Raw genomic sequence first — 11,735 nt, 5'->3', positions numbered from 1 at the left:
AGCTAAGATAAACGTGATTTAAGAGAGAGCTGTGCTGCAGTCTCTTTCCATTCGTGACATTGTTCTTATTGAGGCGCTGGACCTGGAATTCGGGTCTGGCCTTTCGGTGCTTACCGGGGAAACCGGCGCAGGCAAGTCGATCCTGCTGGATTCTCTGGGACTTGCATTAGGCAATCGTGCCGACAGCGGATTGGTCCGGCAAGGCACCCAAAAGGCGCAAGTAACCGCAAGTTTTGATACGCCTGCTGCGGAAAGCAAACTGGCTTTGTATCTCCGAGACAATGATATTGATGTCGAACCGGGTGAGCCGCTGATCATAAAACGCTCGGTCAAGGCCGATGGCGGTAGCCGGGCTTTCGTCAATGATCAGCCATGCTCTGCGACTTTGCTTCGCGAACTCGGCAGTAAGCTGATCGAAATTCACGGACAGCATGATGATCGCGGTCTGATAAATCCCAAGGGGCATAGGACTTTGCTCGACGCCTACGCGGGTGCCGATGGTACGAAAGTCAGGAAAGCCTTTGAAGGCTGGCAGTCTTCAAAAGCCGCCTTGGAACAGGCCTTGGAGGATCAGGAGGCTGCAGAGCAGGACCGCGAATATCTCGAACATAGCGTGACGGAACTCTCCAAATTCACGCCGCAACCGGGGGAAGAGCAGGAGCTGGCGCTCGAACGCGCGACGATGATGAAGGGCGAGAAGCTGACTGGCGACCTAGAGGCGATCAGAGCGGCCTTTGATGGTTCGAATGGCGGTCTTGCGTCCTTGCGAGCGGCGGCGCGGCGGCTTGACCGGATCGCCGAAGATCACCCTTTGCTGACGGAGGCGTTGCAAGCACTAGACCGCGCGGTGATCGAGGCTAGTGAGGCAGAAGAAAAACTGAATGACGCGGCGCATGCGCTGACTTTTGATCCACAGCGGCTCGACGATATGGAGACGCGTCTCTTTGATCTGCGCGCCTTGGCTCGCAAGCACAGGGTTGAGGGCGATGCCCTGCCGCAATTGCTGATTGATCTCGAAACGCGGCTCTTGGCGATTAGCGATGGTGGGAAATCCTTGGGAGCGCTGGAGGCGAATGTAAGAGCCGCCAAGCAGGCCTATGTAGGTGCTGCCGAAGGCTTGCGGCTTAAGCGCGCAAAAGCCGCGAAGGCATTGGACAAGGCGGTTGCCGGGGAACTGGTGCCTTTGAAACTGGATGCCGCGCGTTTTGAGACTTTGCTGGAACCATTGGAGGAAGACCGCTGGGGCCCCAACGGCATGGACAGGATCGAATTTCTGATCTCGACCAACCCCGGCGCGCCTCTCGCACCGCTCGGCAAAATTGCTTCGGGCGGCGAATTGTCGCGCTTCATATTGGCTCTGAAAGTCGCCTTGGCGGAAGAGGGCGGGGCAAAGACGATCATCTTTGACGAAGTCGATCGCGGTGTCGGTGGCGCTGTGGCTTCGGCCATTGGCGACCGGCTATCGCGCCTGTCAGACAGCGCGCAATTGCTGGTGGTCACCCATAGTCCGCAAGTGGCATCCAAAGGCAATGCGCATATGCTGATCAACAAAAGTTCTAACGGCACTGTGTCACGGACGGATGTGAATGCGTTGGATGACGAAGGCCGGCGGCAAGAAATTGCACGGATGCTGTCTGGCGCAGATGTGACCGACGAGGCGAGGGCGCAGGCGGATCGGTTGCTGGAGGGGGTTTGATGCGTTGGTTGCTGGTGATAGTTTCGGCCTTGTCGATCTCTGCGTGCACTTATTTTGAAGAGAATTTTGTAGAATATGTAATTGTTGTTCAAGGTGAGCAACCTGAAGAAGTTCGTCTTCAGTTTCCTGATGGAGTATCGCAAGCAGTTAAAACGGAGAATTCGTTTACGGTGATGAAAGCTTTTCAGGAAAGTTATGCCACCAGCATATATCTAGACTTTGTTGAGATCGAGCACGTTTGCACACTGAATATTACGGACGAACCCGGATTTCTTCAGTTTATCCTAGAGATTGAAGACGATCGCTGCATGATAATTGAAGAGAGAACAAACAATGTCACCTTCTGATGTTTCAGAAGCCGATGCCGCCAATGAATTGATGCGTCTGGCGAAGACCATCGCCAAGCATAACAAGCTTTATCACGCAGAAGACACGCCGGAAATTGCCGATGCGGAATATGATGCGTTGGTGCGGCGGAATAATGAGTTGGAAGAGGCTTTTCCGCATCTGGTACGGGAGGATAGCCCGAACAAGCTGGTCGGCGCGGCTGTGGCGGCTTCTCCGCTGTCCAAAGTGGCGCATGAGCAGCGGATGATGAGCCTCGACAATGGCTTCTCGGACGAGGATATCGCCGAATGGCTGGCGCGGGTGCGGCGGTTTTTGAATTTGCCAGAGGGCGAACCGGTCGCGGTGACAGCCGAGGATAAGATTGACGGTCTCTCCTGCTCGCTGCGCTACGAAAGGGGCGCGCTGGTGCTCGCCGCGACGCGCGGTGATGGGCAGATTGGTGAGGATGTCACCGCCAATGTGCGGATGATTGCAGACATTCCGCAAGCGCTTTCTGGCGAGACTCCCGACGTCTTCGAAATCCGTGGTGAAGTCTATATGGCCAAGAGCGATTTTGATGGTCTCAACGCGCGCCTGATGGAAGAAGGCAAGGCGGAGGCTGTTGCAAAAAACGTCGCCTTTGATCCAGCGAAAATCCGTCAGTTTGCCAACCCGCGTAACGCGGCGGCAGGCTCCTTGCGGCAAAAGGATGCAAAGATTACCGCCAAGCGACCACTGAAATTCTGGGCGCATGGCTGGGGCGTCGCGAGCTCCGTGCCGGGCGAAACAGCCTTTGACGTCATGGCGACAATTGCAGATTGGGGCTTGCCACTGTCGCCACTGGTCAAGCGGTTCGAGACGCTGGAGCAAATGCTCGATCACTATCGCCATATCGAAACGGAACGCGCCGATTTGCCTTATGATATTGACGGGGTGGTCTACAAGGTCGACCGGCTTGATTGGCAGCAACGGCTCGGTTTTGTTGCCAAAGCGCCGCGCTGGGCTTTGGCGCATAAATTTCCGGCGGAGCAGGCGCAGACGACGCTGGAAAGCATCGATATTCAAGTCGGGCGCACCGGCAAACTAACCCCCGTCGGGCGGCTTAAACCGGTGACAGTTGGCGGTGTAGTTGTTTCCAATGTGACGCTCCACAACCGTGATGAGATCGAACGGCTCGGGGTACGTCCCGGCGACCGCGTGCTGGTTCAGCGCGCCGGCGATGTGATACCGCAAGTGGCTGAAAATCTGACGCGCGATGAAGAGCGCGAACCCTATATTTTTCCCGACCATTGCCCGAAATGTAATAGCGAGGCCGTCGCGGAAGAGGGCGAAGTGGATGTCCGTTGCACCGGCGGCCTGATCTGCCCGGCGCAGCGTTTCCAACGGCTGGCCCATTTCGCTTCACGTCCCGCGCTAGATATTGATGGACTCGGTGAGAAGAGCATTGCAGAATTTATCGAGGCCGGTTTTCTTGAAAGCCCGGCAGATATATTCCGGCTGCATCAGCATCGTGATGCCATTCTGGCGCGGGATGGCTGGCAGGACAAGTCTGTGGATAATCTGTTGGCGGCTGTGGAAACGAAACGCGCCGCCAATGCCGCACGCATGTTGTTCGGTCTGGGCATTCGCCATATAGGCGCGGTTTCAGCACGTGATTTGATGAAGAAAGTGACGCGGCTGGAGGAAATCGGGGTGCTGGCGGAGGCCATTGAAGCAGAGCGTTCTGGCATCGAAAAGCTACCCGGTGAAGAGGAAAAGAAATACCGGCAGCGCATTGATGCCGCGGTTTCGGAGGTCATCGCAATTGATGGCGTGGGGGCCGCCGTGGGGCATTCGCTCGCCGATTTCTTCCATGAGCCACATAATCGGGAAGTTTGGAAAGACCTGCTGAAAGAAGTCAAGCCGCCCGATTATATCGTTGAAACCCGGGACAGCGCCGTGGCCGGCAAGACGGTTGTCTTCACAGGCAAGTTGGAGACGATGAGCCGCGATGAGGCCAAGGCACAAGCCGAAGCTTTAGGGGCTAAGGCTTCGGGTTCGGTCAGCGCAAAGACCGACTTGCTTGTCGCCGGACCTGGCGCCGGATCAAAAATGAAGAAAGCCGCCGAACTCGGTATCGAAGTGATCGACGAAGCGGCATGGGCGGATATTGTGAAAGCGGCGGGATAAGCCGAATATTACGGAGTTAGAAGTGGCTAAGAAACAGGGATTATTAAAGCAGCTCGCCAAAGATCTGGAGGCACCGCCCGAGGTGCGCCGCTTTGGCAGCGGTTGGTTGGCCGGCTTTTTTGCGGTCCTGATGGCGATTGCCGGTCTGGGCATGGTCATCGCACTACGCTTCCCCGAATGGTTTGCGACGCCGGAACTGCAAGCGGTCAAGGATTGGACGGGTTTTCGCGGGGTGGTGCACCTGCTTTTGTTGGGGTCTTACGCGCTGGCGTTGCTGAGCTTGCTATTGCGCCCGCGCAAGGCGTTGGGTTTTGTCGCGCTGGCAATTGGTATTACCGCAGCATTTCTTGGCGGTGCCAATGTGCAGCCGGAAGATACAAAAAGCTGGGGCATTTTCTTTGGTCTCGATTTCTTTGTTGTCAATTTGGTGGTCACCGGCCTGATGTTCGCGCCGCTCGAGCGAATATTACCGCATAAACGGGCACAGCGATTATTCCGGATCGAATGGCGGGAGGATCTGTTCTACTATCTGATCAGTTCTATGATGGTGCAGGCTTTGACCTTTCTGGCGCTGGCGCCGTCCAACGTCGTGGTCGCTAATACAAATAGCTGGGACGCGTTTCGCGCGATGGTCGCCTCCATCCCGTGGATTATGCAATTTGTGATCGTGTTGGTGCTGACCGATCTGGTGCAATATTTCTTCCACCGCACTTTCCATCGTTTTCCGTTTCTATGGGGCTTTCACGCGGTGCATCATTCGGCCAAGTCAATGGACTGGCTGGCCGGTGCGCGGATGCATTTTATCGAAATCATATTGCTGCGCGGAATAACCTCGCTGCCGATGATGACATTGGGTTTCAGTCCGTCCGTGCTCCAGGCCTACATCGCCTTCGTCTATATCTACTCTTCACTTTTGCACGCGAATATCAAAGGCGATTTCAACTGGCTTGGCCATTGGATCGCAACACCGCGTTTTCACCACTGGCATCATGGATTGGAGCGAGAAGCCTTTGATGTGAATTTCGCGATCCATTTTCCTTGGATTGATAAGCTATTTGGAACATTCTATCTGCCGCCATCCAAATGGCCGGAGGGATATGGCATACCGGAAGATGTGCCCAAGGGTTACATGAAGCAGTTCGCTTACCCGATAACGCGCAAAAAGCCGGAATATTAGGCGCAATTTGTAGCGAAGTTCTCTAAGAAATATTTAAGCAGAATGAATAGGGCGACTGACGATTTACCCCCGCACGTCAGTCGCCCTGGCCCCACCCGAACTGGTCGGCAGGTCCGTTAGCTGGGGATTAAAAAGGGCGACTGACGGAGTTTCCCCCATCCGTCAGCCACCCTGATCCCCACCCCAAACTCATTGCATCGCCTTATTCGCGGTTTCTTTGGCTGCGAGCTCTTTCACGCCATAACCGCCGGTCTTGTTCTCCGGGAACAGCGGCCAGGCTAGCTGCTGACCAAGAGTGGCCGGTGCAAGATTTTCAATTCCATAGCTTTTCGGATAGCGGCGCGTAATTTTTGCCGTTCCGAAAAGAATATCCCAGAAGAACAGGAGATTGCCGTAATTGCCTTTGTAATTTGTCGCGCCGTCTTCCATATGGCGTCCGTGATGGGCATGGTGGGTTGCGGGTGTCGAGATGGTTCTCTCCACCAGCCACATCACAGGTGAAAGCCATTTGATTTTGTACAGCGGTGCATCCCATGCGACGTCGCTATGCGCTCCAACAATGACTGCCATTTTTACGATGATGTATCCGACATAGACCCAGCCTAATCCCAGATAGATAAGTACGCCTGAGCACCAGATGCTCGGCATGAGTAGATAGTAAAACAGATTATTCCGGTAAACGAGGCGGACACTCATATATTTCGCATTATGATGCGCCCGATGAAGATTGTAGAGAAACGGAATTTGGTGCGACAGACGATGCATCCAATATTGGGTCATATCGTCAAAGATCAGAAACAGCCCGATAGCAACAAGGATCGGGATGCCAGTCAGTGCACCAGCCCATTGCGGTGCCGCTGCGCCCATAAGAAATTGCGCGGAAATAATTATCATTGGTTGTGTGAAAATCAGCAGTACGGCGGACCCGATAATCTCCACCATCGCGTCGTCAAAATTCTGTTCTGGCTTGGAAAATAGCTTCGTGCGAAAAAGCTCTAGCGCACCGAAAAGCGCGAAGATCGCTATTATCGCAAAAACTTCTGGCCGCATTATCAACCCTTTGACAGAAACATAACTTGCTCTGGTTTCATTTGTAACAGATAGCGGATTTTATAAATGCTAAGAGGTTTGCAATTGGGTGAATCGCGCCAAAATTCCAAGTCAACGTTCGCTGCCGCCGGGTTTGTCTCGGTGCTGCCGGATGATGTGCGTCGCCGCTTGTTGAGCCAAGGACGTGTCCGTCGATTTGCAAAGGGCGAACTCATCCTGCAACGCGGTGATACGGCTCGGGAATTTTGGTACATCGAAAGCGGCGTTGTGCAGATTGGTCGTTACTCGGCCGATGGAAAGCTGACCCTTTTCGCATTATTGGGCCCCGGCGAGAGTTTTGGCGAGCAGGGCTTTCTAGGTGAATTTCCCCGCATGGTGGATGCAATTGCCGGCAATGAAACGAGATTGATTGAGATAGGTGAGGCGGAATTGCTGGCGGCTATTGAGTCCGATTCTAGCGTTGCGCGTATCATGCTGAAAGCCATGGCTAATATGGTCCAGCAAGCCTTTGACCTTATTGATGCAGGACGAAATTTGTCCACGGTCGAGCGTGTTTCGCAGGCTTTGCTTCAACTGCGTAGCGAAGAAGACAGCGATGTCGCGATACCGGTGACACAGCAGGAATTGTCTGAACTGGTCGGGGTTTCTCGCATTTCGCTGGGTAAGGCTCTTGGGAAGTTGGAGACTGCCGGTGTTATAGAGCGCCGCTATGGAGGGATTATCGTGCAGGACTGGGACGCGCTTCTCGGTTCGTCGGATAGCTAGTTCTCTGGCTCCGTTTCCAGAAACCAGCGCATTACTCCGCCCTGAAAAGGGGTCCAGATACCCGTTCTGATGCCAGCCTGGCGCAGTACATCGCTCGTCCAGCTATTGCAGGTGTAGAAGGCGTTATAGTGCCCGCGAGATTTGTAAAACAGGTCATATTTTCCATAGCCTGATGATGGAATGGGCCCGCCAGCCTCGTCAAACGCAAACCGTGCTTTTATGGTCTCCACGATCTTGCGATATTCCGCCTCGCTGACTTTAATGCCGCGCCGATAATGGGGGTAAGCCTGTGGATAGTTCAGGTGATAAACATGCAGCAACACCTCATCGCTGCCAAATATTGCGCTGGCGGCATCGCTGAACCGCAGATCCTGCCATTGTTCCGTGTTGCGATAGACACCTTCATGGCCCCAGCCGACTAATATATGGCTGCCATAGACTGTTGGGTCTTTCAGATGCTCAGGGCGGATCAGGACACTCCAGTCAAAGACGTCACTGCGGATCGGCATGATGATGCCGGTATGTAGGCCATTGGTTTCTATGAATAATTCTATGCCATCATCTGAACTTTTCCAGAATTGATTGGCCGGCAAAATACTACCGAACAGAGCGGCTATCAAATATAGCATGACCACTGCCAGGAAGCCGGTGGCAATGCGTTTGGGCCATTTCATTCGATAAGTTGCCATTGAAACCTTTTCTGCTGTAGGATGCGACCATGTTGACAGCCCCCGACCCAGAATCCCATGTCTATGACAAGCCGCCAGCGCACGCAAATGCCGACTGGACAATAGACCAGAACTGGTCTGCTTATAGTGCAGAAGACCATGCCACTTGGGACACGCTTTTTGCGCGTCAGCGGGAGATGTTGCCGGGCCGCGCGGCGCAGGCATTTCTCGACGGGGTCGATATATTGCATCTTTCAAAGCCCGGTATTCCCGATTTTGAGGAACTCAACCGGATATTGATGGATGCGACTGGCTGGCAAGTTGTGGCAGTACCGGGACTGGTGCCTGACGACGTATTTTTCGATCATCTTGCCAATCGCCGCTTCGTGTCCGGGAATTTCATAAGGCGTCCGGATCAGCTCGATTATTTGCAAGAGCCAGATATTTTTCATGATGTTTTCGGCCATGTCCCGATGCTCGCCGATCAACGGTTTGCGGACTATATGGAAGCATATGGACGCGGCGGTTTAAGGGCATTGAAGTTCGGCACGCTGAAGCAATTGGCGCGGCTCTATTGGTATACAGTCGAATTTGGGCTCATTCAGGAACCCGAGGGCCTGCGTATCTATGGGGCAGGTATTGTCTCCAGCTTTGGCGAAAGCGTTTTTGCGCTGGATAGTGACAGCCCCAATCGCATCTTGTTCGATCTGGAACGGGTCTTGCGCACCGAGTATCGGATAGACGATTTTCAGCAAAATTACTTTGTCATTCCCAGCCTCGACGAGTTGCTGCGCGTCACAGTCGAAACCGATTTCAAACCGGTTTATGAGAAAATTGCTGATATGCCAGATATCGCCATCGCCGATATAGTTGAGGGTGACGAAGTGCTGACCCATGGCCAGCAGGATCACCCCAGTGCGCGGTCAGACAAAGCGGTCATCGTTTAATCGATCAACACTCGCCAAAATAATCTGATGCCAAAGGGGAACGGATAATCCTGTGGGTTTTTGCCGGGCCATATTCGCGGGCTTTGACCAGCGTTAGGCAAGGCCATTCATTCTCCACGCGACTATGATGTGGGCGAAAGCCTTCCCGGATATAGGCATGCAAAACATCTTGCCGTTGCGCTTTCAACAGTCCTGCCAGAATCAAAACCGTATTCGAGGCAGCGGCGGCGGCGATTTGAGGTGCCAGAGCAATCAGCGGACCAGCCAATATATTCGCAATGATCAAGTCATAAGGCGCGCGCTGGCCAATGGCGGGGTCGTCAAGACCATTGCTGGTTTCGAGCCTAATCGCGCGTTGTGCATCACCGATCGCAATAGCATTGGCCGCAGCATTTTCGGCGCTGACCTGAACAGCAATCGGATCAATATCGCTGGCTAGGATTTTGGCGCTTGGCCAGAGGTGGCGGGCCGCAAAAGCGAGCAGGCCGGTACCGGTACCGACATCGATGATATTATCATAGTGTTGGCCAAGCCGCTTCAACCGGTCCAGGCTTTCCAAGCAGCCCATGGTTGTTTCATGATGGCCGGTGCCAAAGGCCTGGCCGGCGTCAATACAGATATTCTGGACTGCTTTATCATCCAGCGGCTGACTGTTAGATGTGTGCACATAAAAACGGCCAGCACGCAGAGGTTCAAGACCTTGCTGGCTCATCGTTACCCAGTCTTCATCTTCCAGTTTTTCGATTGTCGGTTTGGTTCCGGACAGCTTGGCCGACGGCGACAATTCGGAGATGCTTTTTAGGAACGCAGCATCGAGCTTAGCATCACAGTAAACCTCAATCAGCCAATCATCTGGCGTTTCGGGATCTGCTTCACGCGTAACAATGGTCGGCACGCTGTCGGTTGAGCTCAGGAACAGATTGTCCTCCGCCAAGCTGTCTGCCTCTTCGCGCGTGCAGGGGAGGGTGACTTTCCAAGTGTCAGTCAAATTGAAACCTCGGTTTGAGAGGTTGCGCTCCTAGGCATTGGCCATCTCCAGCGCTTCATTTGCTTCCATCCAAGCCGCTTCATTCTGTTCAAGTTCGTCTTGCACAGTAGCCCGCAATTTCATCAATTCGGTCATTGTCAGATCCGTATAGTCTTGCTCCGCACTGGCCGGATCGAACATAGCCCGATCAATGCCGGATAATTTTTTGCCTAGCGTCTCGATTTTCTTTTCGGCGGTGCTGGCAGTTTTCCGCAGTTCTGATTGTTGCTTGCGCCGTTCAGCGGCCAAGCGACGTTCTTCTTTGCGGTTGCCGCCGCTGCCGCCGCCAGCAGCCGGTTTCGCCTCCTGATTTCGCCCGAGAACAAAATCGGTATAATCGTTGAGCGATCCGGAAAATTCTCCTGCCTTGCCGCTATCGACCATGACCAGACGGTCGGCGGTCAGCTCCAGCATATGGCGATCATGGCTAACCAGGATCACGGCACCCGTATATTCATTCAAAGCATGAACCAAGGCTTCGCGGGCATCGACGTCCAGATGGTTTGTTGGTTCATCAAGGATCAACAGATGCGGCGCATCGCGGGTGATCAAAGCAAGCGCTAGCCGCGCCCTTTCACCGCCGGAAAATTTGCCGACTTTCATCGTCGCCTTGTCGCCGGAAAAGCCGAACCGGCCCAATTGCGCGCGGACCGCGCCTGGCTTTGCGTCCTTCATCAGGCGCGTCATATGTTCCAGCGCCGTGTCGGTCGTATCCAATTCTTCCACCTGATACTGGGTGAAATAGCCAACGGTTAATTTGCCGGACTTGTTCATTGCACCCGCTTTGGGTGCCAACTGACTGGCCAGCAAGCGGGCGAGGGTGGTTTTTCCGTTGCCGTTCCGTCCTAACAAGGCGGTGCGATCATCTGGATCGAGGCGCAGGTTCAGACCGGATAAGATTATGTTATCACCATAGCCGACAGCAGCATCGTCGAGCGTGATCAGTGGCGGTTTTAATTCTGCCGGGCTAGGGAAGTGAAAACTCAGGGATGGGTCTTCAACGGCTGCTGCAATTGGCTCCATCCGGGACAGTGCTTTGACACGGCTTTGCGCCTGCTTCGCGCTATGGGCCTTTGCACCCCAACGATCAACAAAGGCTTGCAGTTTTTCCCGCTGGGCGACTTGCTTTTCCCGGGACGCGGCCATTTGTGCCTGACGCTCGGCGCGCTGTTTTTCAAACGCATCATAGCCGCCGGGATAGAGCGTGGTCTTTCCACCTTGCAGATGCAGGATATGATCGACCACATTATTGAGCAGATCCCGCTCATGGCTAATCACCAAAATTGTTGCTTGATAGCTGGTCAGGAAATTTTCCAGCCACAAAGTTGCTTCCAAGTCGAGGTGGTTTGACGGCTCATCAAGCAACAGCAATTCGGGCTGCGAAAATAACAGAGCCGCCAGCGCCACGCGCATCCGCCAGCCGCCGGAAAAACTGTCCATCGGTTGTTGCTGTGCCGTCTCATCAAAGCCCAGACCGATCAAGATTTTTGCCGCACGAGCAGGTGCGCTATGTGCTTCAATCATATTGAGGCGCTCGTGGATTTCGCCAATACGGTGGGGATCGTCGGCCGTTTCCGCTTCCGTCAATAGCGTGGCCCGTTCCGTGTCAGCAGCCAATACCGTCTCTAGCGGTGTTTCTGCGCCAGCCGGTGCTTCCTGCGCAATGTAACCCATGCGCGCGCCTTTGGGCATATCCACGCTGCCATCATCCGGTTCAAGCAGTCCAGCGACCACCTTCATCAAAGTGGACTTGCCGGCCCCGTTGCGGCCGATCATCCCCACGCGCGCGCCGGGGGGCAGGGCGGCAGTGGCCCCGTCCAGAATGACTGCGCCGCCGAGACGCACCGTAATATTGCTAAAATTAAGCATGGGCGCTCGTTAGCGGAGCTTTGAGGATTCGGCTAGTGAG

10 protein-coding genes are annotated in these 11,735 nt (G+C 54.3%); 6 read left to right on the top strand and 4 right to left on the bottom strand.

Going from position 1 to position 11,735, the window contains the following annotated elements; genetic code table 11:
- Positions 1 to 31: 31 nt before the first annotated feature.
- Genes recN through ABJM21_RS06915 form a run of 4 tightly spaced genes read left to right on the top strand, consistent with a single transcriptional unit; the run spans position 32 to position 5,369 of the window.
- On the top strand, positions 32 to 1,696 hold the full coding sequence (gene recN, locus ABJM21_RS06930; protein ID WP_348302141.1) for a DNA repair protein RecN: 1,665 nt from the start codon (positions 32 to 34) through the stop codon (positions 1,694 to 1,696).
- Positions 1,696 to 2,043 (top strand): hypothetical protein, encoded by a 348-nt coding sequence (locus ABJM21_RS06925; RefSeq protein WP_348302142.1) that lies wholly within the window; start codon positions 1,696 to 1,698, stop codon positions 2,041 to 2,043. Before recN ends, ABJM21_RS06925 begins: the two co-directional genes overlap by 1 nt.
- The gene (gene ligA / locus ABJM21_RS06920; RefSeq protein ID WP_348302143.1) at positions 2,030 to 4,192 is read left to right on the top strand and encodes an NAD-dependent DNA ligase LigA; all 2,163 of its coding nucleotides are present in this window, start codon (positions 2,030 to 2,032) and stop codon (positions 4,190 to 4,192) included. The genes ABJM21_RS06925 and ligA overlap by 14 nt, the downstream gene beginning before the upstream one ends.
- A gap of 22 nt (positions 4,193 to 4,214) precedes the next feature.
- Complete coding sequence (locus tag ABJM21_RS06915) at positions 4,215 to 5,369, top strand: sterol desaturase family protein (protein WP_348302144.1); 1,155 nt, start codon at positions 4,215 to 4,217, stop codon at positions 5,367 to 5,369.
- A 189-nt stretch (positions 5,370 to 5,558) separates the two neighbouring features.
- Here ABJM21_RS06915 and ABJM21_RS06910 read toward each other — a convergent pair whose 3' ends face one another.
- Positions 5,559 to 6,419: a sterol desaturase family protein gene (locus tag ABJM21_RS06910; RefSeq protein WP_348302145.1), complete on the bottom strand. Its 861-nt coding sequence runs from the start codon at positions 6,417 to 6,419 to the stop codon at positions 5,559 to 5,561.
- A gap of 66 nt (positions 6,420 to 6,485) precedes the next feature.
- On the opposite strand from ABJM21_RS06910, the gene ABJM21_RS06905 reads away from it, so the two are divergent.
- Positions 6,486 to 7,184, top strand: a complete 699-nt coding sequence (locus ABJM21_RS06905; RefSeq protein ID WP_348302146.1) for a Crp/Fnr family transcriptional regulator — start codon at positions 6,486 to 6,488, stop codon at positions 7,182 to 7,184.
- On the opposite strand, the gene ABJM21_RS06900 is transcribed toward ABJM21_RS06905, so the two are convergent.
- Positions 7,181 to 7,858 (bottom strand): TIGR02117 family protein, encoded by a 678-nt coding sequence (locus tag ABJM21_RS06900; RefSeq protein ID WP_348382220.1) that lies wholly within the window; start codon positions 7,856 to 7,858, stop codon positions 7,181 to 7,183. The two genes, ABJM21_RS06905 and ABJM21_RS06900, sit on opposite strands and share 4 nt — an antisense overlap.
- A gap of 44 nt (positions 7,859 to 7,902) precedes the next feature.
- Between ABJM21_RS06900 and phhA the strand changes: the two genes are divergently transcribed.
- The gene (gene phhA, locus ABJM21_RS06895; RefSeq protein WP_348302148.1) at positions 7,903 to 8,799 is read left to right on the top strand and encodes a phenylalanine 4-monooxygenase; all 897 of its coding nucleotides are present in this window, start codon (positions 7,903 to 7,905) and stop codon (positions 8,797 to 8,799) included.
- Positions 8,800 to 8,803: 4 nt separating this feature from the next.
- Here the strand turns inward: phhA and ABJM21_RS06890 are convergent, their stop codons facing one another.
- Both ABJM21_RS06890 and ABJM21_RS06885 read right to left on the bottom strand, forming a co-directional pair.
- Positions 8,804 to 9,787 carry a 50S ribosomal protein L11 methyltransferase gene (locus tag ABJM21_RS06890; protein ID WP_348302149.1) on the bottom strand — a complete coding sequence of 328 codons (984 nt, stop codon included), beginning with the start codon at positions 9,785 to 9,787 and terminating at the stop codon, positions 8,804 to 8,806.
- A gap of 30 nt (positions 9,788 to 9,817) precedes the next feature.
- Positions 9,818 to 11,695 (bottom strand): ABC-F family ATP-binding cassette domain-containing protein, encoded by a 1,878-nt coding sequence (locus ABJM21_RS06885; RefSeq protein WP_348302150.1) that lies wholly within the window; start codon positions 11,693 to 11,695, stop codon positions 9,818 to 9,820.
- Between the last annotated feature and the right edge of the window lie 40 nt (positions 11,696 to 11,735).

Source organism: Parasphingorhabdus sp. (genome assembly GCF_039977335.1).
Taxonomy (GTDB): Bacteria; Pseudomonadota; Alphaproteobacteria; order Sphingomonadales; family Sphingomonadaceae; genus Parasphingorhabdus.
This window is presented reverse-complemented; position numbering and strand designations above follow the sequence as displayed.